Origin of the sequence: Arthrobacter ginsengisoli, assembly GCF_031456935.1 — a bacterium.
Lineage (GTDB): Bacteria > Actinomycetota > Actinomycetes > Actinomycetales > Micrococcaceae > Arthrobacter > Arthrobacter ginsengisoli.
The window spans coordinates 94,191-118,879 of sequence record NZ_JAVDVQ010000005.1 but is presented as its reverse complement, the minus strand read 5'-3'; the positions used below and the strand labels follow the sequence as shown (position 1 = coordinate 118,879).

General features: G+C 68.0%; 22 protein-coding genes and 1 tRNA gene. 7 read left to right on the top strand and 16 right to left on the bottom strand.

The window, feature by feature from the left end:
- Positions 1 to 37 precede the first annotated feature (37 nt).
- The gene (locus J2X01_RS07805) at positions 38 to 1,357 is read left to right on the top strand and encodes an MFS transporter (RefSeq protein ID WP_310055240.1); all 1,320 of its coding nucleotides are present in this window, start codon (positions 38 to 40) and stop codon (positions 1,355 to 1,357) included.
- Here J2X01_RS07805 and J2X01_RS07800 read toward each other — a convergent pair.
- On the bottom strand, positions 1,347 to 2,510 hold the full coding sequence (locus J2X01_RS07800; protein ID WP_310055239.1) for a trans-sulfuration enzyme family protein: 1,164 nt from the start codon (positions 2,508 to 2,510) through the stop codon (positions 1,347 to 1,349). The genes J2X01_RS07805 and J2X01_RS07800 overlap by 11 nt on opposite strands.
- Positions 2,511 to 2,642: 132 nt before the next feature.
- On the opposite strand from J2X01_RS07800, the gene J2X01_RS07795 reads away from it, so the two are divergent.
- Complete coding sequence (locus J2X01_RS07795; protein WP_310055237.1) at positions 2,643 to 3,146, top strand: Lrp/AsnC family transcriptional regulator; 504 nt, start codon at positions 2,643 to 2,645, stop codon at positions 3,144 to 3,146.
- Here the strand turns inward: J2X01_RS07795 and J2X01_RS07790 are convergent.
- Complete coding sequence (locus tag J2X01_RS07790; protein ID WP_310055232.1) at positions 3,143 to 4,384, bottom strand: MFS transporter; 1,242 nt, start codon at positions 4,382 to 4,384, stop codon at positions 3,143 to 3,145. The two genes, J2X01_RS07795 and J2X01_RS07790, sit on opposite strands and share 4 nt — an antisense overlap.
- Positions 4,385 to 4,558: 174 nt before the next feature.
- On the opposite strand from J2X01_RS07790, the gene J2X01_RS07785 reads away from it, so the two are divergent.
- Both J2X01_RS07785 and corA read left to right on the top strand, forming a co-directional pair.
- Positions 4,559 to 5,056 carry an Lrp/AsnC family transcriptional regulator gene (locus tag J2X01_RS07785; protein WP_310055230.1) on the top strand — a complete coding sequence of 166 codons (498 nt, stop codon included), beginning with the start codon at positions 4,559 to 4,561 and terminating at the stop codon, positions 5,054 to 5,056.
- 84 nt (positions 5,057 to 5,140) lie between these two features.
- Positions 5,141 to 6,136 (top strand): magnesium/cobalt transporter CorA, encoded by a 996-nt coding sequence (gene corA, locus J2X01_RS07780; protein WP_310055227.1) that lies wholly within the window; start codon positions 5,141 to 5,143, stop codon positions 6,134 to 6,136.
- A 47-nt stretch (positions 6,137 to 6,183) separates the two neighbouring features.
- Here corA and J2X01_RS07775 read toward each other — a convergent pair whose 3' ends face one another.
- The 10 genes from J2X01_RS07775 to galU form a co-directional block, all read right to left on the bottom strand.
- Positions 6,184 to 6,498: a hypothetical protein gene (locus tag J2X01_RS07775; protein ID WP_310055225.1), complete on the bottom strand. Its 315-nt coding sequence runs from the start codon at positions 6,496 to 6,498 to the stop codon at positions 6,184 to 6,186.
- 78 nt (positions 6,499 to 6,576) lie between these two features.
- A complete protein-coding gene (locus J2X01_RS07770) occupies positions 6,577 to 8,166 on the bottom strand; it encodes an ABC-F family ATP-binding cassette domain-containing protein (RefSeq protein ID WP_310055222.1) in 1,590 nt (529 codons plus the stop codon).
- A 61-nt stretch (positions 8,167 to 8,227) separates the two neighbouring features.
- Complete coding sequence (locus J2X01_RS07765) at positions 8,228 to 9,331, bottom strand: methyltransferase (RefSeq protein WP_310055596.1); 1,104 nt, start codon at positions 9,329 to 9,331, stop codon at positions 8,228 to 8,230.
- Positions 9,332 to 9,633: 302 nt separating this feature from the next.
- Positions 9,634 to 10,101, bottom strand: coding sequence for a GatB/YqeY domain-containing protein (locus tag J2X01_RS07760; protein WP_310055219.1), 468 nt, complete (start codon positions 10,099 to 10,101; stop codon positions 9,634 to 9,636).
- Positions 10,102 to 10,203: 102 nt separating this feature from the next.
- Positions 10,204 to 11,046, bottom strand: a complete 843-nt coding sequence (locus tag J2X01_RS07755; protein ID WP_310055217.1) for a hypothetical protein — start codon at positions 11,044 to 11,046, stop codon at positions 10,204 to 10,206.
- A 200-nt stretch (positions 11,047 to 11,246) separates the two neighbouring features.
- Positions 11,247 to 11,322: transfer RNA gene (locus J2X01_RS07750), tRNA-Ala, on the bottom strand.
- Positions 11,323 to 11,368: 46 nt separating this feature from the next.
- Positions 11,369 to 12,169 carry an SDR family oxidoreductase gene (locus J2X01_RS07745; protein WP_310055214.1) on the bottom strand — a complete coding sequence of 267 codons (801 nt, stop codon included), beginning with the start codon at positions 12,167 to 12,169 and terminating at the stop codon, positions 11,369 to 11,371.
- A gap of 117 nt (positions 12,170 to 12,286) precedes the next feature.
- The gene (locus J2X01_RS07740) at positions 12,287 to 13,249 is read right to left on the bottom strand and encodes a hypothetical protein (RefSeq protein ID WP_310055212.1); all 963 of its coding nucleotides are present in this window, start codon (positions 13,247 to 13,249) and stop codon (positions 12,287 to 12,289) included.
- 141 nt (positions 13,250 to 13,390) lie between these two features.
- A complete protein-coding gene (locus tag J2X01_RS07735; protein ID WP_310055209.1) occupies positions 13,391 to 14,008 on the bottom strand; it encodes a GNAT family N-acetyltransferase in 618 nt (205 codons plus the stop codon).
- A gap of 8 nt (positions 14,009 to 14,016) precedes the next feature.
- Positions 14,017 to 14,934 carry a UTP--glucose-1-phosphate uridylyltransferase GalU gene (gene galU, locus J2X01_RS07730; protein WP_310055206.1) on the bottom strand — a complete coding sequence of 306 codons (918 nt, stop codon included), beginning with the start codon at positions 14,932 to 14,934 and terminating at the stop codon, positions 14,017 to 14,019.
- A 92-nt stretch (positions 14,935 to 15,026) separates the two neighbouring features.
- Between galU and J2X01_RS07725 the strand changes: the two genes are divergently transcribed.
- From J2X01_RS07725 to J2X01_RS07715, 3 genes are all read left to right on the top strand, one after another.
- Positions 15,027 to 15,662, top strand: coding sequence for a 5-formyltetrahydrofolate cyclo-ligase (locus J2X01_RS07725; RefSeq protein ID WP_310055204.1), 636 nt, complete (start codon positions 15,027 to 15,029; stop codon positions 15,660 to 15,662).
- A gap of 146 nt (positions 15,663 to 15,808) precedes the next feature.
- Positions 15,809 to 16,066, top strand: a complete 258-nt coding sequence (locus tag J2X01_RS07720) for an FmdB family zinc ribbon protein (RefSeq protein WP_310055201.1) — start codon at positions 15,809 to 15,811, stop codon at positions 16,064 to 16,066.
- 398 nt (positions 16,067 to 16,464) lie between these two features.
- Positions 16,465 to 17,028 carry an RcpC/CpaB family pilus assembly protein gene (locus tag J2X01_RS07715; RefSeq protein WP_310055198.1) on the top strand — a complete coding sequence of 188 codons (564 nt, stop codon included), beginning with the start codon at positions 16,465 to 16,467 and terminating at the stop codon, positions 17,026 to 17,028.
- A gap of 101 nt (positions 17,029 to 17,129) precedes the next feature.
- Here J2X01_RS07715 and J2X01_RS07710 read toward each other — a convergent pair whose 3' ends face one another.
- From J2X01_RS07710 to J2X01_RS07695, 4 genes are all read right to left on the bottom strand, one after another.
- A complete protein-coding gene (locus tag J2X01_RS07710; protein WP_310055195.1) occupies positions 17,130 to 21,257 on the bottom strand; it encodes an AAA family ATPase in 4,128 nt (1,375 codons plus the stop codon).
- Positions 21,258 to 21,529: 272 nt separating this feature from the next.
- Positions 21,530 to 23,119, bottom strand: a complete 1,590-nt coding sequence (guaA, locus tag J2X01_RS07705; RefSeq protein ID WP_310055191.1) for a glutamine-hydrolyzing GMP synthase — start codon at positions 23,117 to 23,119, stop codon at positions 21,530 to 21,532.
- A 134-nt stretch (positions 23,120 to 23,253) separates the two neighbouring features.
- On the bottom strand, positions 23,254 to 23,766 hold the full coding sequence (locus J2X01_RS07700) for a DUF3817 domain-containing protein (protein WP_310052569.1): 513 nt from the start codon (positions 23,764 to 23,766) through the stop codon (positions 23,254 to 23,256).
- The gene (locus J2X01_RS07695) at positions 23,763 to 24,626 is read right to left on the bottom strand and encodes an SURF1 family protein (RefSeq protein ID WP_310052567.1); all 864 of its coding nucleotides are present in this window, start codon (positions 24,624 to 24,626) and stop codon (positions 23,763 to 23,765) included. Before J2X01_RS07695 ends, J2X01_RS07700 begins: the two co-directional genes overlap by 4 nt.
- Positions 24,627 to 24,689 lie beyond the last annotated feature (63 nt).

Sequence of the window (24,689 nt, the reverse complement as noted above, 5' to 3'; positions counted from 1 at the left end):
TTGGAAGCATGCCTTGACTGGAGCCTACTCTGGAAGGATGCCACGACTTCCGCTGCTCCGCCGCCCTGATTCCGCCGGAAAGGTCCCTTCGGCCCCCGCGCCCGGGGCGGAGCCCGGCGTCGTTGCAGCTGCCTGGCCGGGGCATCCGAAGGGGTCCGCGGCCTACCAGAAGATTCTCGCGGGGCTGGCGTTCGCCGGCGTCGCCACCTTCGCCCAGCTGTACTCCACCCAGGCGGTACTGCCGATGATGGCCGCGGAGCTGCAGGTCACGGCCGCCGACGCAGCACTCACCATCTCGCTGGCCACCGTGGGGCTGGCCCTGACGGTGCTGCCGTGGTCCTTCCTGGCCGACCGCATCGGCAGGGTACGGGCGATGACGTGGGGCATCTCGGCCGCCACGGTGCTGGGGCTTCTGGTCCCGCTGGCCTCCAGCTTCCCGATGCTGCTCGGCCTGCGGATGCTCGAGGGCATGGCACTGGGCGGCATCCCCGCCATCGCCATCGCCTACCTCAACGAGGAGGTCAACAGGGCCCACGCAGCGCTGGCGGCCGGAACCTACGTCGCCGGCACCACCCTGGGCGGGCTGGCCGGCCGGCTGCTGGCCGGCTTCGTCGGCGAACTGTGGGGGTGGCGGGCGGCGGCCCTCTCAGTCTCGATCCTGGCTGCCGTGGCCGCGGGCCTGTTTTTGGTCCTGATCCCGCGGGCCCGGGGCTTCACGGCCGCGCCAGCCGGCGGCTTCCGCGGGGCGCTCCGGACGCTGGCGGGCCACGGCCGGAATCCACGGCTGCTCGCCCTGTATGTCCAGGCGTTCCTGCTGATGGGCGGTTTCGTGGCGGTCTACAACTACCTTGGCTTCCGGCTCTCCGGGGAACCGTTCAGCCTGCCGGCCACCGTCATCAGCCTGATCTTCCTGGCCTACCTCTCCGGAACGGTGACCTCCCGCTGGGCCGGTGGGCTGACGGAGCGGTTCGGGCGGCGCACAGTGCTGATCGCGGGGACGGTGCTGATGGTAGCGGGCCTGTCCCTGACGCTGACGGCACTGCTGCCGCTTATCATGGCGGGCCTGCTGCTGTTCACCGGCGGATTTTTCGCGGCGCACAGCATCGGCGCCGGCTGGACCGGTGTGATCGCGGCGACCGGCCGGGCACAGGCCGCGTCGCTCTACAACCTCGCTTATTACCTCGGCTCCAGCGTCATCGGCTGGGCCGGAGGGCTGGTTTTCCAGTGGCTGGGCTGGACCGCGCTGGCGCTGGCCGTGATCGGGCTGGCCTGCACGACGGCGGTGATCACCGCCGTCGTGCATCCTGCCCGGCCCGCCCCGGCGGCCGGGGCTCCGGCAACGGGCGTCAGCGCGTAGCTTCGATGGCCTGCACGAGGTCGGCCACGATGTCGGACGGGTCTTCCAGGCCCACCGACACCCGCAGCAGGCTGGCATGCGGCCTGGCATCGGCGGCAACCGGCCGGTGGGTCAGCCCCGCCGGGTGCTGGATCAGGGTGTCGATGCCGCCGAGTGAGACCGCGTGCGTGATCATGCCGACGGCGGCGGGGATCCGTTCGGCGTGCTCGGCACTGCCCACCTCGAAGGCGAGGAGCGAGCCGGGACCGGACATTTGCGTCCCGATCAGCCTCTGCGGATCGCACTCGGGCAGCCCCGGGTAGTAGACGCGCAGGACGAGACCGTGCCCGGCCAGGGCGACGGCGACCTTCTGCGCGCTGGCCTGCTGCGCGCGCACCCGGACCGGCAGTGTGGCCAGGCCGCGGTGCAGCAGATAGGCTGGCCAGGGCGTGAGGATGCCGCCGGTGACGGCCCGGATCTGGCGCAGCCTGGTGGTCCATTCGGGAGCCGCGGCCACCACGCCGCCCATGGCATCGCCGTGTCCGCCGAGGAACTTGGTGGCGCTGTGCAGCACCATCGCGGCACCGTGCCGGAAAGGGCGCTGGAGGACCGGGCTGGCGAAGGTGTTGTCCACCAGCAATGGGACACCGTCTGCGGCCGCGGCAACGCCGGCGATATCGACGAGCTCCAGGCTCGGGTTGGCCGGCGTCTCCAGGATCACCAGGCCGGTATCGGGGCGGAGCGCGGCGTGCACGCCCGCCGGGGTCGTGAACGTGACGTCGTTGCCGAGCACGCCCGAGGCCAGCAGGTAGTCGCTTCCGCCGTACAGCGGCCGCACCGCGACCACGTGTTTCTTGCCGGTGGCGACGACGGCGAGCAGCACGGCGCTGAGCGCCGCCATGCCGGTGGCGAACGCTACAGCCTCCGTGGTGTCTTCGAGCACGGCAACGCCCTCCTCGAACCGTGCCACGGTGGGATTCCAGAGCCGCTGGTAGACGGTGCTCTGGCCTTCCCGGTGGGTCCCGCCTGTGGCCATGTGCTCATAAGCGAGACCGCCGTCGTGCACGGAGGGAAGCGGCGCGGTGGTGGACAGATCGATCGGTACGGCGTGGACGCCCAGTTCAGTGAGGCCGTTGCGGCCGGCGTGGACCGCCAGCGAGTCTTGAGAAAGCACTTTGCTCCTTATGAATATTCACCGTTGAATTCCGCAAGTATCTGGCAATAATTCGGGGTTTTGTAGGGCCCACGAATGGAAGTGCCGGTATGCGCCGTTTATGATGAACTGACAACACTTCAAGGAGGAACCGTGAGTAGCAGTGCGAAGAATCTTCGGCCGGGAGGGGCCGGCGAGCCGCTGGACGCGATCGACGAGCGCCTGCTCGCGGCACTCGTCGCCGACGCCCGGATCTCCAACAAGCAGCTGGCCGAGCTGGTCGGCATCGCGCCGTCCACCGCCCTGATGCGCACCCGGGCACTGTCGGAGCGCGGGATCATCCAGGGTTTTGAAGCGAAATTGAGTCTGTCCGCGATCGGCCGCTCCGTGCAGGCCCTCATCGCGGTGAGGCTCCGCGCCCACGACCGCGAGCAGATCGACCGCTTTACGTCCCGGGTCCCGAAGCTCCCGGCCGTGCTCTCGACCTTCCACACGTCGGGCTCCGTGGACTATCTGCTGCACATCGCTGTCGCCACCACCGAGGACCTCCGCGACTGGGTGCTGGACAATCTGGCCACCGATCCGGTCGTGGGCCATACCGAAACGACCCTCGTGTTCGACCACATCCAGGGCAACCAGGGCCCGCTGCCGGACTAGGCCCGACGGCGCAGCGCCCCGCGCAGCGTGATGACGGCAAGGGTGCCCGCCGCCATCGAACACAGCACGACGAAGCCGGCGACTGCCGGCTGCAGGCCGACCACCCCGGCGGCGAGCCCCAGCCCGATCACGGGAAAGGCGCTGCCGAGATACGTGATGACGTAGACGGTGCTGATGATCTGCGCGTGCCGGGCGGCCTCGACCTTGCCGGCCACGTCGTTGAAGACGGTCCGGAAGGACACACCCTGTCCAAATCCGGCGGTTATGCTCGCGAGGATCAGCAGCCACGGGCTGCTCCAGGCGGCAGCCGCCGCGATCAGCAGCACCGACACGGCCAGCATGCCCAGTCCGATCGGCACGACGAAGCGTCCCCGCACGGCGACCAGCTGGCTGAGTGCGGAGGACCCGAGAGTCAGTCCCGCCAGCAGTCCGATCAGCGGACGCGAATCGGCGTGGACGATCTGCGCGAAATAGCCCGGCGCCAGCGAAAGGCAAAACCCGAACACGGTGAAGCTGAGGAACCCCACCGCGGACGCCAGCCAGAACGCGCCGCGCGCCTCCCGGGACACGGAGGGCCGGCGCGGCGCCAGCACGCTCAGCGGCTGCGGACCCGAGACCGAGGTGATGGCCGGGCGGGCCTTGAGCAGGTACAGCGGGACCAGCAGCGCGGCCAGGGCCAGGGAATGCAGGTAATACGGCGTGGATGTGGGCCCCGGCAGCAGTGAGAGCACTCCCCCGATCGCCGGACCGGCCGCCACCCCGCCGGCGGACGCCAGCAGGGTGAACCGCGAGGCCCACTCGGGACGGCTGGGCAGCAACTCGCGCAGCGCCGCCGAACTGGCGCCCGTGGCGAAGGCCACCGCAATGCCCTGCAGGGCCCGGCCGGCACACAGCGTGAACAGGCTGTCCGCCGTGGCAAAGACGGAGCCGCCGGCAAGCCCGACCAGCACGGCGAGCACCAGGGCGGCCCGGCGCCCAATGTGGTCGGACCAGTGGCCGGCCAGGACCAGGGTCGCCACCAGCGCCAGGACGTACATGGAGAAAGCCACCGTCACATCGAGCGCGGTAATGCCGAGTTTGGCCTGCAGCAGCGGGTAGAGCGGCGTGGCGAGATTCGCGCCGACCAGCAGCGTGAAGATCACGACGCCGGCCATCACCAGCCGTGCGGTGATGGAAGCATCCCAGCCCCAGCCGTCTGCCGTGGCCGGGCGCATGCGAAGTTCGCTGAAGACAGTCATGTCCGTGCCCTTGCGTGGAAGCGGGCCGCGTGTTCCCTGTGATGGGGGAACCGCCAGCCCGCGAAGATTTGATAGGTCAAGAATGCGGGATTGCTGCTCTCAGCGGCCAAATTCCATGCCAAAATTGATCAAAACAGTCAATCAGCCGCCGCCTGAATGAACCGGAGTGACGATTTGAACAGTCTTGACCCCACCGACCTGAAGATTCTGCTGGAACTGATCCGGGATCCGCGGATCCAGATTGGCGAACTCAGCGAGGCCTTGGGCATCGCCCGCAACACCGCGCAGTCCCGGGTGCGGCGCATGCAGCGTTCCGGGTTGCTGCACGACGGCGGCCGTGAAATCGACCTCGAAGCGGTCGGTTACGACGTCGTCGCCTTCGTCACGATCGAGGTCAACCACCGGGAACTCGACGGGGTGGTGGGCGCCCTGCGCCTGATCGCACAGGTCCTGGAAGTCCATGAGATCTCCGGCCGCGGCGATGTGTGGTGCCGCGTGGTGGCCACGGACACACACAACCTGCAGGCCGCCCTGCGCTCCATTCTCCGGATCAGGGGCGTCATCCGGACGGAGACCGTCCTGGCCCTGCACACGCATATCCAGTACCGCACCGAACCGCTGATCAGCCGGCTGGCCCAGGGCAGCTCCTTGGCCCCCGCACGGCCGAGGTGATCCCCCGGTCCGTCCCGCCGGCTGCGCAGCCCAGCCGCCGGCCGGCTGCACGGACCCGGCCGGGGAAGACTGGATAATGAGCCCGTGACTATCATCGATAACGCCGTCTACGTCGACGGCGTCCGCAGCGCCGAGCCGCAGAACCTCGAGCAGACCTTTGAGACCCTGAGCCAGTACGGCGGGATGGCGTGGATCGGCCTCTACCGGCCGACAGAGGACGAAATGGCCGCGGTCGCGGCGGAGTTCGGGCTGCACAGCCTGGCCGTGGAAGACGCCATTTCGGCCCACCAGCGCCCCAAACTCGAACGCTACGACGACGTCCTCTTCACGGTGCTGCGGCCCGCGCGGTACCTGGACGCGACCGAAACCGTGGAATTCGGCGAACTGCACGTGTTCACCGGCAGGAACTTCGTGGTCACCGTCCGGCACGCCGAAACCGGCGGCGTGGCGCAGGTGCGTCGAAAAATGGAGCGGCACCCCGACCTCCTGTGCCACGGGCCGGAGGCCGTGCTCTACGCCCTGATGGACCAGGTGGTGGACGACTACCAACCCGTCGTCGCGGGGCTGGAGAACGACATCGACGAGATCGAGGACCAACTGTTCAGCGGTGACTCCACGGTCTCCCGGCGGATCTACGAACTGGCCCGCGAAGTCATCCAGTTCCAGCGCGCCATCCATCCGCTCCCTGCCATGGTCCAGCTGCTCCGGCGCGGCTTCGAAAAGTATGAGGTGAAACCCGAACTCCAGCACAACCTCCGCGACGTCGAAGACCATGTGGAGCGGCTGATCTCCCGCGCGGATTCCTTCCGGGACCTCCTGCAGAACGCCCTTACCCTCGACGGCACACTGACGGCCAACCGCCAGAACGAGGCCAGTGCCAAGCAGAATGAGCAGGTCAAGAAGATCTCATCCTGGGCGGCCATTTTCTTTGCGCCGTCCTTTGTCGCCGGCGTCTACGGCATGAATTTTGACCGGATGCCCGAGCTGCAATGGAGCTTCGGCTACCCCATGGCTATCGGGCTGATGGCCGCCACTGCCGCGCTGATGTACGGCATCTTCAAGAAGAAGGGCTGGCTGTAGCCGGCGCGACCAACGCCGTGGCGGAAAGGGTCGGCGGAAAAGGACAGTCAGCGGCGCTGCCGTGCCAGTGCGACCAGCCGGCTGAAGGCCAGGACAAATACCGCCTCAATCAGCACCATGAGTCCCAGCAACAGCCACTGCTTTTCGCCAATGAAGACAACGGCACCGATCACGACCAGGACGGTTCCCAGGGTCAGCGCGTACACGGCGAAGCCGATGGCCACCTTCGCACTGCGGACCCCCGTACGGAACCCGAAGCCCGCGGGTTCGCCCCCGGGGAAGCCGGCCACGCGGTCGGGTCCGGCAGGCTTGAGCCTGTCGAATTCTTCCCACGGGTCGCGGTCTTGATCCTGTTCGGTCATGCTTCTATTATCCCGCGGCGGCGGCGGTCTGACGGTACCGGTTACCGTTCACCGCCGCCGGCCTGGGGCTTAAAGCCGCTAGGCCACGCGGACGGCGATTTCGCCCGGAGCCGCGCCCTCGACGCCGAACACCAGGTGGCGGTTGGCGATCTTTTCGCTGAAGAACCGGTCGTGGCTGACCACCACGACGGCTCCGGGGAAGTGCACCAGCGCGCGTTCCATGACCTGCGTGCTGGACATGTCCAGGTGGTTGGTCGGCTCGTCCAGCAGCAGCACCGAGGCGCCGGAGAGGAGGCACTGAGCCATGGCGACGCGCGCCTTTTGCCCGCCGGAGAGGTTCCCGATCTTCTGTTTGAGGTCCGCCTCGGAGAACTGGAACATCGCGAGGAAGCGGTTGACGGATTTCTTGGTGGCGCTGAACGCCAGGCTGTCGGGTAGGGCGTTGACCGCGTGGGATACCGTGTCGGCGTCGTCGAGGTCCTCTAGCATCTGGTTGTAGGAGACAAAGCCGGGTCCCTTGGCCCAGGCCACGTCACCGGAATCGGCTCGCTCTTCGCCGGTCAGCACCTTCAGCAGGGTGGACTTGCCGCTGCCGTTGGAGCCGAGGACCACGATCCGGTTGCCCCGGCGGATCTCGAAGGACAGGTCGTCAAACAGCAGCTTCTCGCCGTAGGACTTGCCCAGTCCCTCGACCCGGCAGAGGACGTCCTTGACGTGCAGGCCGCCGTAGATCTCGGTGACGATCTGGTCGACGGGCCGTGGCGTGCGGGACTTCTTGATCTTGGCCAGCTCGTTGCCCAGCCCGCGGCTGGCCGCCTTGGCCGCCTCGCGGCGGTCGGCGATCCCCTCGGCTTCAAAGGCCAGGAGCTCGGATTCGTGCACAAACTGCTGCTCAAGCGTCTTGAGGCGGAACTGTTTCTGGACCACGTACTCGGCGAAGTTGCCCGGGTATTCGTGCAGGTGGAAGTTTTCAACTTCGATGATCCGGGTGACGACGGCGTCCAGGAATTTTCGGTCGTGCGAGACGATGATTGCGGCACCCTTGAAGTCCCGGAACCAGCTTTCAAGCCATTCGACGCCGGCCACGTCCAGGAAGTTGGTCGGCTCGTCCAGCAGCAGCACGTCGGGGCCTTCGAGCAGGATCTTGGCCAGGGCGGCGCGGTTGCGCCAGCCACCGGAGAGCTCGTCGATCGCGCAGTTGCGGTGGGCCCCGTCGAAGCCCAGGGTGGTGAGGACGGTGTCGATGCGCCGCGGGTAGTCCCAGCCGTCGAGCCGGTCCATGTCCTCGAACAGCTCCGCCTGGCGGCCGATCAGTCGGTCGAGGTCGGCCTCCGGATCAGCCGCGATGGATGCGTCGATGCCGGCCAGTTCGGCCTCGATCGCCTTGATCTCGGAAAACAGCGCGTCCAGCACTTCAAGAATCGTGGCTTCCCCGTTGAGCTCGGAGAACTGGGAGAAGTAGCCCACTTTGGTCCCGAGTTCCAGCGTGACCGTTCCGGTGTCCGGTGCCACCTGGTCCAGGGCCAGTTTGAGGATGGTGGTCTTGCCGGAGCCATTCTTGCCGATCAGGCCCACCCGGTCGCCGGCCTCAAGGCGGAAGAAGGCCTCCCGGAGAATCTGGGTGTTGTCGAAGCGCACGCTGACGTCTTGCAGCCGGATCAGGCTCATGGGTATTTCACTCTCGATGTAGGGTTCGGAACGGCGTTGGCGCGTGTGGCGGGGCGCGGGACTAGCGGGCCGCGAGCCGCCACAGCGAGGTGACCTCGGCCGCACGGGCCTCAAACAGCGGATCGGTGCGGTCGGATGCCTTAGGGTGGGTTGGCTTGGTGTCGAACCGTTCCAGCACCGTCAGCCCTGCCGCCTCGAAGGCGCCCAGCAGCTCGTCACGGGTCCGCAGACCCAGGTGCTCGGCCAGGTCCGAGAGGATGAGCCAGGCCTCACCGCCCGGCTCCAGATGGTCGGAGACCTCGTTGAGGAAACGGAACAGCATCCTGCTGCCGGGGTCGTAGACCGCATTGTCCAGGGAGGAATGCGGCGTGGCCGGAATCCAGGGCGGGTTACACACGATGAGCGGTGCGCGGCCGGGCGGGAACATGTCGGTCAGGACGGCCTCCGCACGGTCCTGGAGCCCAAGATTCCGGAAGTTCTCGCGGGCGCAGGCAATCGCGCGGGGTTCGTTGTCCGTCGCCACCACGCGCTGGATTCCGCGGCGGGCGAGGACGGCAGCGAGCACGCCCGTGCCTGTTCCGACGTCGAACGCCAGCACATCCGACGGCAGCGGCGCGTCGGCCAGCAGGTCAACGTACTCGCCGCGGGTCGGGAAGAAGGTGCCGTAGTGCGGATGGATGCGGCCCTGGAGGGCAGGCACGTAGACGCCGTTCCGCCGCCACTCGTGGGCACCGATGGCCCCGACCAGCTCATGCAGGGACACCACCGACGGTTCGCCGATGTCCCCGTACGCCTCCCCGGCGGCCACCTGGATGTCCGGGGAGCGCCGCAGGGGCACCACCGGGCCCGGATTCAATGGAATCAGGAGCAGACCGAGAATGCGTGCACGGTGCGAGCGGGACTGGCGATGCCGGTAGAACTCATCGGCTGGGCTGTCGGCGGCCTTTTTCTTTCCGCTGCCCAGTCGCCGGTCCATGGCGTTGAGGATCTGCCGGGCGTTGTGGAAGTCGCCATGCCAGAGCATCGCGATGCCCTGGGACGCCATCCGGTTCGCCTCATCGGCTGTCAGCGAGTCCGTGACCACTTCCACGCGCGCCGGTGCGGGTCTGCCGTTCGCCGATCGCCATCGCGCCGATTTGCTCTGCCCGCCCTCGGCCCACGTCACGACGCCGGGCTCATCCGCCGCGGCTGTCCGCGGGGGCTTGCCGGTCGGCGTCGGGATTTCCTGGGGGCGGCCGGGCACGGCGGTGGCGATAAGAGTTCCAATCCCAGCGTCCGAGGGCGGAGACTGAAGGTTGCGGCGGGATTCGGCGGCGCCCGGATCCGGTCCAGGCTGTCGGACAGTCGTCCGGTCACGAACCGCGCTTGCTCAGGGCGGATGCTGCCACGTGACGTACCTTCTCAGGATACAGGCGAGGCCGGCAGCCATCCGCGACGGCCGCGGATGCCGGGGCCGGACATGCTCCATCACTGCGGGATGCGGCTCCGCACGATCTCGCTGACGGCCTTGCCGTCGAAGCGTCCGGCGACTTTGGCGGTCACCGGCTTCATCACGGCGCCCAGCTGGCGGATGGTCAGCTCGGTGCCACCGGCAGTGAGGCCAGCGATCACCTCGTCGACGATCGCCTCCACCTCGGCGGTGGTCAGTGCCTTCGGCAGGTAAGCCTCGATGATTTCGGCCTCAGCGATTTCCGCCGCCGCCCGCTCGGACTCCCCCGCCTCGGTGTAGATGCGGGCGGTGTCGCGGCGCTTGGCGGCTTCCTTTTGCAGCAGTGAGGTCACCTGGGCGTCGTCCAGCACAATTGGCGTCTTGCCGGACTTCTCGCGGGTTTCGATTTCGCCCAGGACGTTGCGCACCGTGGTGAGTGCGACCTTGTTGCGGTCCTTCATGTGGCTGACGACGTCGGCGTGCAGGCGTTCTTTCAGGGTGGTCATGATTCTCCTCGTCTCACTGGACAGGATATCGGGCCGCGCCGCCGAGGCAATCCGCCGGCAGGTCACCGGCTGCGGAGGGCCCGGCAGGCGCACGCCTGCTTCCTAGGTTGCCAGGGGCGCCGGAGGCGTCTGGCCGGCGAAGGGTTCCAGCCGCTCCTTGAACTCCTCCCGGTATGCGTCCGGCAGCAGCCCGTTCGCGCCATAGCTGAGCCTAAGCGTGTCCAGTTGCCAGCCCGATTCGGTGGGACGGGTGAGGCGTTCCTCAAGGCGCCCCGTGGCGTCCTTGGCGAGGTCTTGGAAGGTGAAAGACAGCCACTGACCGGCAGGTCCCTGCGCCATCCCGGATACGATCACCTGTGTCTCGGGCGTTTTCCCGCCAAGGTCACTCGTGCGCTGCTCATCAGTCCATTGGTCGAAGGTGTCGATGACGGGCGCCGAGTACCCGTGCCTGGCGATGACCGTCCCGATGATTGCCAACGTGCGCTGCTTGTCCGCCCAGGCCCGGGGCACGCTGGTGCTTTGTGAGGGAAGCGCGTTCATGGCAGTCAGAAGCGATTCACCTCCGAAGTAATTCTGGATCTGATGGACAAACGGGTCGAAAACTTCCTGCCCGTCCGGTGTGGGTGCCCATTCCAGCTGAAGCTGCGCCGTAAGGGCAGCCCTGACCTCCGCGATCATGTCCTGCCCGGCGGCAAGGCCCTCCTCGGGTGTGGGTCCTTGCAGAATTTTCTGGGGATCAACGTCGGCGATGCCAGGATAGTCGTGCCAGTACACGGTGCGCTCCCTGCCATCGGCGTCCGTGACCACAGTGACCCGGCCAACGGCCTGGCTGAACATGTTGTTCCCGGCTGCCACGGCGGGTATGCCGACCAGGGCGCCCGCGATGATGAAGATCGCTGCGGTCCACCGCCTCCGGCTGGACCGGGTTGTGGAGTTCCTGGTCATCTGCTCCCCCAAGCTGTTCGTACCCCGAGGCTACGATGCCGCCGCAGGACCGGACAGGGACGCGGGGTCTTCGGCCGCATCTTTCGGCGGCATCGCCGGTTCGGTGCGACCATGCAGCACCAGAGGCGGTATCACCGCGGCCGGGCTCCGGATCTCTCCGCCACCGAAGGGATCCTCACTGTGCACGGATTCCCCGCAAATGGTGGAGCTAAGGAGATTCGAACTCCTGACCTCTTCGATGCGAACGAAGCGCTCTACCAACTGAGCTATAGCCCCGAAGCAACGCCGGTCCCGAAGGAACGGCGTTGCCGGTGTCCCTAGGCTACAAACTATCCGCGCTCATTGCCAGCCAGCGGCTAAAAGTCTCACCGGCGTGGCGTTCCTGCGGAACCAGATTCAGCCCCGCGCGCAGGAATTTGCCCATCGCGCCGGGCAGCGGGAGCCGTACAAGCCGACCGCGGGACCCGGTGGCCGTCTTCCACTGCCGGGCGAACTCCTCCATCTCCTGGATCTCGGGGCCGCCTATGGTCCTGATGCTGTGGCGCACGCCCGCTGACGGTTCAAGGGCGGCCTCGAGCAGGGCCGCCGCGACGTAGGCCGGCGCAATCGGCTGGAACCGGGCACCCTTGACCACCGGGATGATCCGCAGCCTGGAGCCCGCGGCGAAGATCGATGCGAGCAGCGAATGAAACTGCGTCGCCCGGACCGCGGCCGTCTCAAATCCGGACAGCTCGTAGACCTGTTCCTTGGCTGCCTTCGAGGCGTAGTAGCCGAAGCTGCTCCGGTCACAATTGACGATGGACAGCACCAGTGCCCGGGCAGCGCCGGCGTCCTGGGCGGCGGCGAGCAGCCGCGCGCCGCCGTCGGCGAAGTTCTTCAGCGCCTTCCCGGAGCGACCCTCCAGGCAGTCGATCACGACGGCGGCCCCGGCCACGGCCGCTGCCAGCCCCTCGCCGGTCGTGACGTCGGCGGCGAAGTACTCCGCCCCTGCGGTCCGGGCCGGGGATCCCGGCGACGGCGGATTCCGGCAGAGAACAGCAACACTGTGACCTTCCTTGACCGCCAGCCTCACCACTTCACGGCCCACCTGGCCGGTTCCCCCGGCAACGCAAATTCGTGTCATGCCCTGAGGCTACCCGCCCGCGCCTGAATCCCCACCGCGAACTGCAGGTTATGGGATCTTCCGGGAGCGAAAAACCCCGGGCCGCCATTACTGGCTGCCCGGGGCTTGAAGGAATACTTAGGCCCGGCGTCGCTGCAGGACGTCGTCCAGGTTGCTCAGGGCACTCTGCGCCTTGCCCAGGGGTTTCGGTTCGGTCTCCCCGCCGAGGCTGCCGGCCGGCGTCTGCGGGAGACCCTGCTTGAGCGACGGCCTTCCGACGGCCTTCGGGGCTTCCGGCAGGTCGAGCGGCTCAGGGGCGGCCCGCTCCGCCTTCGGCGCTTCCACGTAGGTGGGCTTGGGGACTTCCACCGGCTCCCAGCTGGATCCCTCAGCGCCCGGAGACTCCTGGGGCCTGCGGACGGAAGTGTCGCCCGAGGCCACGGCTTCCGCGAGGGCCGCCTGGCGCAGTTCCTGGGCCGTCAGGGGCTTGGGTGCCGGTCTGCGGTCTGCGGCGTCGGCCTGGGCGTCAAAGAGCGGACTTTCAGCCCGCTCGCGGGGCTCCACGGACGGCTCCCACAGCGGCGCGCGCTCCGGGGCGGACCGGGCCGGGCGGGCCGGCGCGCTCATGGCCGAGCGGAACGCGGCGTTCATTCGGCGGCGGCGGTCCCGGACCGCGAGCCTGCGAAGCGTGAAGACGGCAGCCACTGCGCCGAGCAAGGCGACAGCGGGCAGCCATACCGGACCGAGGCCAAAGATTCGCAGGGCTGCCGACACAACACCGGTAAGCAGCGACAGCAGACCGGCCAGCGCGAGCGCCAACCGGCCGTAGCGGATCCTGAAGGCCGGGCCGGGAGCGGCGGTCCTGGGGCCGCCGTCGAGCACGCTGGTTCCCGGGACGGACTGGGGGCGCTGCGTAGTGGTCATGGGTTTCTCCTGCTGGGCCGTCATCTTCATGACGTTCCCGGCTTGCGGGGCTGCTGTTTCTAGATCGATGACGTCCGCCACAAGCTCGCCCGCAGGCTGCAGCTGGTGGCGTCCGTTCCGGAGTATGTAGGGGGCAACCCACACAATCCAGAGCGCAACAGCAATGACAAGGATCACAGAGCTGCTAAGAGGGAAGTCCACATCAAAACCGTATGAGCAATGCGCGGCACGGAGCCGCATTGCCCCCGGTGTGTCGCGGGGCGAACTATTAATTGCCTGGATTCACAACGAAAGTGCTGGTCAGGACCGGACTCGCGCTCACGCCGGGCGGTTCTGCAGCCAGCGTTCCAGCAGCCCTTCGGGCACTTCTTCCGAGGTCAGCGCGAAGCTCCTGTGATCGGCCCATTCGCCGTTGATATGGAGAAACCGCGGCCGGTAGCCTTCGTCGCGGAAGCCGAGCTTCTCGACCACCCGCAGGCTGGGACCGTTCTCGGGCCGGATGTTGATCTCCATCCGGTGCAGCCCGAGCCTCTGGAAGCAATAGTCCGTCACCAGCGCCACGGCAGTCGGGGCAATGCCCTGGCCCGCCCGGTCCTTATCCACCCAATAGCCCAGGGTGGCCATCATCGCCGAGCCCCACACGATTGAGGACACCGTCAGTTGTCCCACGATCACAGGTTCCCGGACTCCCGGCGTCCGCGCGGTGATTACAAACGGCAGGGCTGTTGCCTGAGCGGCCTGGGCCTTGAGCGAGCGCACCATCTGGCGGTAGTCAGGCAATCCGCCCCCGGGCAGCGGGTTGGACGCCTCCCAGGGGGCCAGCCACTCACTGTTGCGGGAGCGGACTTCTGTCCACTCCTTGCGGTCCCGGTACCGGATCGGGCGCAACACGAGGTCGCCGCTTTCCAGCGTGACCGGCCAGCTGAAGCCGCCCACCGCCGGAGCTACTTGGTCAGGCTGGGAGCAAGGCTCGCAGCGAAGCCCGGCAGCCACTCCCGCAGGCCGGGACCCAGGTCGTCGCTGTCGCAGGCAAGCTGGACGCAGGCCTTGAGGTAGCTGAGCTTGTCGCCGGTATCGTAGCGGCGCCCGCGGAACACGACGCCGTATACGCCATAGCCTTCACCTACGCCGGCGGCAAGCTCCTGAAGCGCGTCGGTGAGCTGGATTTCGCCGCCGCGTCCGGGCTCGGTGCGTTCCAGCACGTCGAAGACCGCCGGGTGAAGGACGTAACGGCCGATGATGGCGAGGTTGGACGGGGCATCTTTGACGTCGGGTTTCTCGACCAGGTGCTTGATCCGGACGTACTCTTCGCTGCCGATCGTCTCGATGTCGGCGCAGCCGTAAGCACTGATCTCGGAGGGCTCGACCTCAATGAGGGCAATCACCGATCCCCCGGTCTTCGCCTGGACCTCGATCATCGTGCTCAGCAATTCGTCGCGGGCGTCGATCAGGTCATCGCCCAGCAGGACCGCGAACGGTTCATAACCCACGTGCTGCTTCGCGCGGAGGACGGCGTGGCCCAGGCCCATCGGATCGCCCTGGCGCACGTAGTGGATATCACCAAGATTGCTGGCAGCCTGGATGGACTCCAGCTTGGCGGTGTCGCCCTTCGCCTCCAGGGTGGCTTCCAGCGTGGGGACGCGGTCGAAGTGGTCCTCCAGCGCGCGCTTGCTGCGCCCGGTGATCATCAGGATGTCGTTCAGCCCGACTTTGACGGCTTCCTCCACGACATACTGGATGGCGGGTTTATCCACTACGGGCAGCATTTCCTTGGGCATGGCCTTCGTGGCCGGGAGGAACCTGGTTCCGAGGCCAGCTGCGGGAATGACGGCCTTACGGACGGGAGCGTTGGGTGTAGTCACTCGACTAATCTAACGGAGGGACCAAACATTGCGTAATCATTCGGGCCGCCGGGAATCGCCGCTTCCCGGGCCGCATCACACGAAGGGGCAGTATGGCTTCGAAGGACGAGATCCGGGCCAGTCATCGGGCCAGGCGTGCCGCGCTGACGCGGGCCGGGCTGGAGAGCGCGGGTGCCGGCATTGCCCTGCACGGCCTCGCCTGGGCTTCTGACCTGACCAAAGGGGCACCAGGCACCTTCGCGGCCTATCTTGGCGTCGGTTCAGAGCCTCCCACCCTCCCCCTGCTGGCAGCCTTGCACGGGGCGGGGCACCGGATCCTGCTTCCGGTCTGCGAACCCGCCCTGGCGCTGAGCTGGGTGTACTGGACTCCGGCCTCCGAATTCGTCCGGAGCCGCTACGCGCCGATCCAGGAGCCCGTCGGGGAACGCCACGACACAATCGTCATGAAGCACGCCGCCGGCATCTTCCTGCCGGCCACCGCCGTCGACTTTTCGGGCAACCGGGTCGGGCAGGGCGGCGGCTATTACGACAAGTTCCTGGCCGCCTTGACCGATGTCATCCCCGCCGGGACCCAGGAGTCCGACGGCGGGTCGCTTCCGTCCCTGCCGACCGCCGCCGTCGTGTACGACGCCGAGGTGCTGCCCTCCGGCAGCATCCCGGCAGAGTCCTTTGACCGGAAAGTAGCGGCTGCCCTGACTCCGGGCGGTTTGCTGCGGCTGCAGCCGTAGGGCTCCTGGGGCGCCCGGCCGAGGTGATAGAATTAGCACTCAGGCCCTGCGACTGCTAAGGGACGGACCTCGCCGATCGCCAGATCGGCAGAGATCCCGTCCGGACAGCACGGGACCTGCTCGTTTGTCCCAGAGGAGGATTTCCAGTGCCCACCTATGCATACGCCTGCAAGGACTGCAGCCACGCCTTCGAGATCGTGCAGTCGTTCACCGACAGCTCCCTCACGGCCTGCCCCGAGTGCCAGGGCAACCTTCGCAAGAAGTTCAACAGCGTCGGTGTTGTCTTCAAGGGTTCCGGCTTTTACCGGACCGACTCCCGCGACGCCAAGGGCAGCACAGTCTCGCCGGCCCCCGCTCCCGCCCCGGCAGCAACTCCCGCACCCGCCACCGCTTCCGCCAGCTGAGGGTCCTTCGGGGCTGAGGCTGCCAGCCGAGCGCCTTCCGGTTCCCACTTCGGTTCCTTGCGGCCGCGGCAGTTTTCCACATAGCCGCGACTGCGCCCGCCGGCCTCCGTACGCCCGCGTAGCCTCGGATCATGGCCACAATCCCAGCTCCCCGGCCCTCGCTGAGCCTCATCACTGCGGCAGTCTTCGGTGTCTTTTTCGGTGGCGCTTCGCGCCCTTCACCGGTTCGCGGAATCGGCCGTTCCGCACGGCGCCGCCCACCCCGGCCGAACTCCGAAAGCCCTCCGCCGGGGCCACGACCCCCCGGCCAGCGTCCCCGAAGACAGCTGGTTCGGTGGCTGAACCGCCACCGGCGGCTGGCGGTCGCATTACTGCTGAGCATCGCCGCCGGCCTCACGGTGCAGGAGCTGACCCCCGCCCCGGCTGACACGGTCCCTGCGTCCGCCGCGGCACGGGACCTTCCTGCCGGGAAGACACTCGCGCCCGACGATCTGACCGTGCTGAGCGTCCCCCGCGGACTTGTCCCCGGGGGCAGCTATGGCAGCACTTATTCCCTGTCGGGAAAACAGTTGGCGGTGGCGCTCCGCAAGGGCCAGCTGCTTTCGGACTCCCAGCTACTGGGGCCCGGGCTGCTGGCGGGAAGCCCACAGGGATCGGCCGCCGTGCCGCTCCGGATGGCAGATCCCGCCTCAATCCAGCTGCTCTCCCCCGGGCAGCTGGTCAACGTGGTGATGACCAACGGCAACGACTTTGACCAGCCGGCGGCGTCCCAGGTGCTGGCCGCCGCGGTGCCGGTGCTGTGGACCTCAGGTCACGGCGGCGGGGCCGGGCCCTGGCTGGCGACCGGAGAAACCGATGGGCTCCTGGTGGTGGCTGCCGATGCCGAACAGGCGCGTCGTCTCGCCGGTGCGTCCACCCAGGGAAAGCTGTTCTTCGTTCTCGTGGGGGCCGCCCCAGGTTAGGCGGTCCGCCCCGTTACCCCCGGGCTGGGAGCCGCCGGGGCCCGCCCCGGAGGCCAGCCCGGTCCGGTGCACGGTCAGAAGGTTCCTAGCCCAGAAGATTCCTAGCCCCAGTGCGGGGGCTTCTGCTCCTGGAGCCACGAGTCGTGGTCGTAGCCGCCGGGCTCGTCGCCCCAGCGCCGCGGATCGTCTTCAGCGGCCTTGTTCGGCAGGACGCCGGCCGGGACCGCCGCCGGTGTTGCCGTCCGCGGTACACCGTTCTGGTCGCCTTGCTGCGATTCGCCCTTGGCCTGCGACGCGTCGTTGGTATGTACTTCGTCGTGGTTCTGTACTTCGCCGTTGTTCCGGGTGTCGCCGTTCACGTTCATGCGGCCGGCCTCCTTACTGCCCTGATCTGTTGTGTGCTGTTGCGCGCTGTCCGGACTTCCGTACGGGGCGCGCCCTTCCGAGGCCTGCGCTGCGTTGACGGCCAGGTTTTCGACGTCGTCGTCGAAGAAACCCGGTGACGGCTTCCGGTGCGTCGCGGCCGGCCTTTCCAGGCCCAGGTATCCACCGATGCGGTCGGCGCAGGCCGAAGGATCCGTGAAAACCTCTATGGTCCATAGTGGCATGTAGCGCCATCCGAGTCGCTCCAGGAGCTGCGGGCGGAGCCTGCTGCGTTCACGGACCGTCAGGCGGCGGTATTGCTCGGTGCCGTCGGACTCGATCGCCACGGGCCGGGGAATCTCGGCGTCGTCCTGCCCGAGGGTGCTCAGCGGGTCGGCGGCGGCCACCATGTTCAGGGCGCCGTCGTACTGGTGCCAGACGCGGGCACCCCGGGCCCGCAACCGGTCGCCGAGGTCGGCCACGAGCGGGTCCGCGCCAAGGGCCTGTTCGCTGGCAGCGGCCCGCGATGCCGGGCTGCCCAGATCGGAGTTGCCCGCGATTTCACGGTCCAGCAGCTCGTGGAAATCGACTGCGCCGTGGCTCAGCCGGGTCACGTCGAGGTCCTCGGGACGGAAGCAGCTCAGCACATGCAGGGAACGGCGTGCCCTGGTCATGGCGAGGGCGAACTTGGCCCGGCCGCCCTCCGCGGACAGCGGGCCCAGGTTGTGCAGCGCGCGTCCGTGCGGAGTGCGGCCGTAGCCCGGCGAGAAGATCACATGGTCGCGGACCAATCCCTGGGCGCGGTCCAGGTCCACCACCCGGAAGGATTCGTCCCCGGCGGTGAAGAAGCTGGCAAGCAGCGGATAATTGGGCAGCTGGAGCCGGATGGACTCGCCGATCCGGGCGGCGTGCCGGAGGCTGCCCGTGACGACTGCCAGCGATGTGCGCGGCCGCAGCCGGGCGTGCTCGAAGACAAGCTCCACCGCCCGGTTCACTTCGGCGACCACGGATTCGACGCCGTCCTGATCCGCGCTGGGCAGCCCGGTGCCGTCGGGCAGGTACTCCACGGTCAGGGCCCGGTCCAGCCCGGTGGCGGACTGGCCTTCCGGCAGGCGGCGCAGTCCGCCGTCGTAGAAGGCCTTGCTCAGCTGCCGCACGAGGTCTTCATCAACGGCGCGGTAGATGGTCCGCAGGTGCCAGGCGGGCAGCACGGTGGCCAGTGCCCGGTAGGCGCTCTCCACACCCTGGTGGGAGCTCTCGCCGGCGGCAAGCCGCTCGACACTGACAGTGAACGTCCGCGGGCTGGCGATCCGGTCGTCGCCAAAGGCTATGACCTGATTGGCGCGGGCGATGGCCGGCAGGACAGCCTGCAGCGACGTCGCCTCGGCATCGAGGATGACCACGGCGTCGAACCGCTGCTCCGCCGGCAAAACCGCCGTCAGGAGATACGGGCTGACCGACCACACCGGCACCAGCATCGGCAGTAGTTCCGCGGCCTGGCCGGTCAGGGCCGAAAGTGTGACCCGCCCGTCCTTGAGCAGGCTGCGCAGCAGTTCGGCCTGGCGGGGGTGTTCCGCGATCGCCGCCCGCCAGCGCTGTGCCAGTGTCCAGCGCAGCCGGGCCGCACCGCTGGCGATGTGGGCGTTGTCCGCGAGACGGTATTCGGCTTCGAGCTGGCGCAGGGCGTCGCCGTCGGACATGGCCAGGTAATCGTCCCCGCTGATCATGGCTTCCAGTGCCGACTGCCACCAGGCGAGCTCCAGCTCCGCCGCCACCGATCCGGCGGGCACCTCGCGCTCGGCAAGGTCGGCGAGGAGTTCGCCGAGGCCGTGCTCGCGCATGTTCTCCACCAGGAGCGTCCGCTCCGGCAGGGTCTCGAGCGTCCCGGTGTCGGCGACCAGCCGTTCCAGCCGTTCCATGAGTTCTTCATACGGCGTGCGGTGCAGCTCGCCGCCTGCCGCGGTATGCCGGACGGCCTGGCCCAGCTCGGCCAGCTCAGCTTCCAGCTCGCGGTACAGCGCAATGATCTCCCCGATGCCGGACGGGACCGCCGGGTGGCGCTGGGTCGTGGCGTAGTCGGACCACGCGGACCGCTGCTCCTGGACCAGGACCAGGGAGCTGTGCAGGTCGGCGATGTGGACGCCCGGGCGGACGTATTCCTTCGCGACGCGGCGCAGCCGGGAGCGCTGCATGGACGGCATCTCGATGCTCCGTTCGCGCCGCCAGGAGGAGGCTGCGGTGGCGGAAATTAGGTCGTGGACCGGGCGGTCGAAGATGTCCGGGGTGAATTTGTCGAGGCTTTCGCGCACCGCGACCAGCAGTTCAATCTGGTCGCCCCACTCGGCAAACGTGCGGCCCAGGCGGATCTCGGCGTGTTCCGCGACGCCGTTCATCCGTTCCCGCAATTTCGGCAGCTTCCCGGCCACGGAGCGGGCGACCTGCTGGGCTTCCTGGGTTTCCTTGCGGGTCAGCAGGCGGGCGCCGTGCCAGGGGCTTGTCGTCGAGGCCCGGCTGAAGCTTCCCAGTTCGGCCGCCCGGCGCAGCCGTTCGGCCAGTTCCTCGCGGTCCCGGATGCTGTCCAGCACACTGCGCTTAAGCCGGACGGTCGTGGCCGGTGCGGGCTGGATGGAGGTCAGCTCGGCCAGCGACTGCATCGCCTGGTACGGCGAGCAGCCCCAGCGTTGGCGGATGTTGTGCAGCGAGGCGACGTGGTCCCGCAGGGCGTGGCGGTGCTCGATCAGTGTGGTGTGCAGGTTGCTGAGCTGGGGTTCGAGGGATTTCTCGTTGCGCACGATGGCCCGGACCAGCTGGCCCTTGAGCTGCAGCGGCGTGACGTTGCCCGCCAGCTGGAAGAGGGTGGAGTCCAGACCGAGGGTGTCCAGCTCCGCGGAGATCTCGCCCAGGCTGGCACGCCGGTCCCCCACAACCAGGACAGTCTTGCCCTGGTCGACCAGGGCGCCGATGGTGTTGATGGCGGTCTGGGTCTGGCCGGTGCCCGGCGGGCTGCTGACCACGAGCGAGTCCCCGGCGCGGACGGCGTCGACGACGTACTGCTGGTCGGTGTCGGCGTCGAGCAGCAGCAGCTCGTCGGCGGGATCCCGGTCGTCGGTGCTCGGGAAGCGCCCGGCGGTGAGCTCCGGAACCTCCGGCGCCCCGCCGTCGGCGGCACGCGCCAGCGCCGCCACGAGGGGATGGCCCTCATTGATCCACGGGTCCTCGAGGCTTCCGGAGAGGTCGGCGAAGGTGGAGACGAGGAGGTTGTGCTCGATCTCGGCGCCGTGGATCGGCTGGATGAGCGTGCCGAGCCGGTCGAGGACCGGCTGCGGATCAAACCTGGCGGTGCTGTAGGCCATCCGGGTGACGGCACTGACATCGAAGACGATCCCGTGGATGGTCTTCAGGTGCCGGACCAGGGTGGGGTTGATCTTGGCCTGTTCGGTCAGCTGCAGTTCGTAGTCGTCCTCGCCGGGGCGGACCGTGAGCGAGATGGCGGTCAGCATGACCGGGGCCGAGATGCGCTGCGGTTTGCCTCCGACGGCGGACGTCCAGATGACCGTACCGGCCGAGAAGTATCCGGCATCGATGCCGCGGTCGTTGGTGAGCTCGAAGATCTTGGACCGCAGGTTGCGCGAGGCCCGCGCCGCGACGACGTACTGCTGGTGGTCACGGATCAAGGTGGAGAGCCTGGTGCGCCGGCCGGCCATCAACTGGGCCAGACCGGAGGGATGGGCATGGGTCAGGTCGATTGAGCCCTCGGGCGTCTTGGTGAAGCGCAGCATGGTATCTGCTCCGGTGACGGGTTTGAGCCCCGACAGCCATTTCCTGAGCTCCTCGGAGCCCTCGGGGTGGCCTTGACCAACTGACACTGCTGCCTTCTTTTCTGTGCTCGCGTTTACTCTGCTCACGTTTTCTGTGCCCGCGCCGGACGTCCTGGACCATACCGGCATGCTTTCGAGGGTAGCCCGAATCCGGCGCCGGTGAGACTCCGCAACACTGGCGCGACGCAAATTCGACCCGAATTCACCGGATCGCCGGCAGCGGCCCAGGTGGCTGCACAACTCCCTGCCGGGAAGAACCTGACAGACGTAAAATGGCCGGCCTCCTGCGGAGACCGGCCACTTCCCTAGCCGTTAGCAGGCTATTCCCATTCGATGGTTCCCGGCGGCTTGCTGGTCACGTCCAGCACGACGCGGTTCACGCCGTCCACCTCGTTGGTAATGCGGTTGGAGATCCTGGCCAGCAGGTCGTAGGGCAGCCGCGACCAGTCCGCCGTCATGGCGTCTTCGGAGGAGACCGGGCGCAACACGATCGGGTGGCCGTAGGTGCGGCCATCGCCTTGGACGCCGACGCTGCGGACATCGGCCAGCAGGACGACGGGCATCTGCCAGACCTCGTTGTCCAGCCCGGCAGCGGTCAGTTCCGCCCGCGCGATGGCGTCTGCCTTGCGCAGCAGGTCCAGCCGCTCCTTGGTGACTTCGCCGACGATCCGGATCCCGAGGCCCGGCCCGGGGAACGGCTGGCGTCCCACGATTTCCTGGGGCAGTCCAAGCTGGGCGCCGACCGCGCGGACCTCGTCCTTGAACAGGGCGCGCAGCGGCTCGACGAGTTCGAACTGCAGATCCTCCGGCAGGCCTCCCACGTTGTGGTGGCTCTTGATGTTCGCGGCACCTTCGCCGCCGCCGGATTCGACGACGTCCGGGTACAGGGTGCCCTGCACGAGGAACTTGATCTTCTCGCCGTGCGCTGCCGCCTCGGCGATGATGGCCCGCTCGGCTTCCTCAAAGGCGCGGATGAATTCGCGGCCGATGATCTTGCGTTTCGTCTCCGGGTCGCTGACGCCGGCAAGGGCCGACTGGAAGCGCTCCTGTTCGTTGGCGACGTAGAGCTTGACGCCGGTGGCCGCCACGTAGTCGCGTTCGACCTGTTCGGCTTCGCCTTCGCGCAGCAGTCCGTGGTCCACGAAGACACAGGTCAGCTGGTCGCCGACCGCGCGCTGGACGAGGGCGGCAGCGACCGCGGAGTCAACGCCGCCGGACAGGCCGCAAATGACCCGGGCGTCGCCGATCTGTTCGCGGACCCGCTCGACCTGCTCCTCGAGGATGTTGCCCGCGGTCCAGTTCGGTTCCAGCCCGGCGCCCTTGAACAGGAAGTTCTCCAGGACCTGCTGGCCGTAGGCCGAGTGCTTCACCTCGGGGTGCCACTGCACGCCGTAGAGCCGCTTCTCCTCGTTGGCGAAGGCGGCGACGTCAGCTCCGGCGGTCGTCGCGAGGACCTCGAAGCCGTCCGGGGCCTCGTGCACCGAGTCGCCGTGGCTCATCCAGGTGCTCTGGTGCTGGGGCATGCCGTCCAGAATGGAGCGGCCCGCCCCGATGGTGGTGGTCTCGGTGGCGCCGTACTCGCGGAGTCCGGTCTGGGCCACTTTGCCGCCCAGGGCGTTGGCCATGGCCTGGAAGCCGTAGCAGATGCCAAAAACCGGAACGCCGGCTTCGAACAGCTCCGCGCCGACGCTCGGGGCACCTTCGGCGTAGACGCTCGAGGGGCCGCCGGACAGAATGATCGCGGCGGGGTTCTTGGCCAGCAGCTGCTCGGTGCTGAAGGTATGCGGAACCACTTCCGAATACACGTTCGCTTCCCGGACGCGGCGGGCAATCAGCTGCGCGTACTGGGCACCGTAGTCAACAACCAGCACGGGCCTGTGGGACGTCTGGGATGCAGTGGGAGTAGTCACCGTCTAAGCCTACTTTGCGGCACCGTTCACCCGCACCTTGAGAAGCGGGCGCGGGGCCGGAAACGGCCGCCGGGTAAGCGAACTCACATAACAGGGCCCGACGTCGGCCGGCCGGCCGCTGCTCGCGCCGCCGCTCAGTAACGCTGCGGGGCCTCCGGGTTGGCGGCGAGTTCGGCCTCCACCTCGGCGTGGAACTTCTTCTCCACGAAGAAGGACAGGAACGGCACCACTCCGCCGAGCGCCAGGATGATCATCTTCGCAAACGGCCAGCGCATCAGCGACCACAGGCGGAAGGTGGACATGAGGTACACCACGTACATCCAGCCGTGCACAATCAGGACCGCGACGGAGAGGTTCACGCCGCCGATGACCCCGGGCGGTTCGGCGTCGGCGAATCCGAAGCCGAAAGGCTCGCCCGTGACGGCGTTGGTTCCGCCGGCGAAGAGATACTGGCCGAAGGCGTACCGGGCGATCAGTTCGGCGCAGAGCAGCAGAAGCATCGCGCCGGTCAGGTACGCGAGCACTTTGTAGAACTTCAACGCCGACCGGATCTGGGCCTCGGTTCCGCCAAAGCGCCGCTTCTTGCCGCGCGCGCTTCCGGTGGCGCTGGATTGCTGCGTCTGGACGGCAGGCTGGGGCTCGATCATGATTGCACTTTCGGTTCGGAGGGGTGCGGTTCGTGGGGGTCGGGTTCCGGGAGTCGCTGCGCCGCTGTTTCGTGCTCCTCGTCGAGGGCGTCCTCGAGCCCGCGGCGGTAGTCGTCCTTGACCAGGCGCCACCAGATGAACAGGGCGAAGCCGGCGAACACGACCCACTCCGCGGCGTAGAACAGGTTCAGCCAGTTGACCTTCTCGGCCGGGGGCTGCGGGCCGACGTTCAGCGGCTTCGTCTCCCCGCCGGACGCGGCGGCACTGACATCGCTGCCGCCGGCCAGCTCGGTGCCTGCGGCAACAAAGCCGGGGTAGCTGCTGATTTCCCAGATGTTGATGAGTTCCGCCACGGAGACGGCGCTGGCCCGGCCGGGCCCCGCGTCGGTGCCGGTCAGCGGCGCTTCGGACGGCAGCAGCCGTCCGGTCAGTTCAATGGTGCCCGACGGCGGCGCGGCGGCGTCCGCGGGGTCGGCGACCCAGCCGCGGGCGACCGGGATCCAGGTCTGCGGCGAGGCAGCAGCTCCGGTCAGGACGGGGGCGTCTTTGACGGCCAGGGCCGAAACGATCCAGTAGCCCGTGGCGCCGTCGTTCAGCCGGCCCGGGACCAGGACCTGCTTCTGCGGGTCGTAGCTTCCGGTGGCCGTGACGACCTGGTCAGCGACCGAACCGGGGAAGAACTCCCCGGGCCGGAGCACCGTGGTGAGCGGTTTGGGTTCCTCGGTCGTGGTGGCGACGGTCACCTCGGGCTGGGTCGAGCGGCCGAACTGCCACTGGCTGAGCAGCACAAACACCCCGGAAACGACGATCGCGAACACCAGTCCGGCGATCCAGCGGGGTTTGAGGGCAGTTTTCAGCACCCCTTAACCGTACTTCGTCCTCGTGTAGAACCACGAAACGAGGGTGGGCGGCCTGCCCACTCT

Coding starts and splice junctions, on each gene's coding strand:
- J2X01_RS07805 (WP_310055240.1), top strand. CDS start 38: ATGCCACGACTTCCGCTGCTCCGCCGCCCTGATTCCGCCGGAAAGGTC.
- J2X01_RS07790 (WP_310055232.1), bottom strand. CDS start 4,384: ATGACTGTCTTCAGCGAACTTCGCATGCGCCCGGCCACGGCAGACGGC.
- J2X01_RS07775 (WP_310055225.1), bottom strand. CDS start 6,498: ATGACCGAACAGGATCAAGACCGCGACCCGTGGGAAGAATTCGACAGG.
- J2X01_RS07770 (WP_310055222.1), bottom strand. CDS start 8,166: ATGAGCCTGATCCGGCTGCAAGACGTCAGCGTGCGCTTCGACAACACC.
- J2X01_RS07760 (WP_310055219.1), bottom strand. CDS start 10,101: ATGACCACCCTGAAAGAACGCCTGCACGCCGACGTCGTCAGCCACATG.
- J2X01_RS07755 (WP_310055217.1), bottom strand. CDS start 11,046: ATGACCAGGAACTCCACAACCCGGTCCAGCCGGAGGCGGTGGACCGCA.
- J2X01_RS07745 (WP_310055214.1), bottom strand. CDS start 12,169: ATGACACGAATTTGCGTTGCCGGGGGAACCGGCCAGGTGGGCCGTGAA.
- J2X01_RS07725 (WP_310055204.1), top strand. CDS start 15,027: ATGGCTTCGAAGGACGAGATCCGGGCCAGTCATCGGGCCAGGCGTGCC.
- J2X01_RS07700 (WP_310052569.1), bottom strand. CDS start 23,766: ATGATCGAGCCCCAGCCTGCCGTCCAGACGCAGCAATCCAGCGCCACC.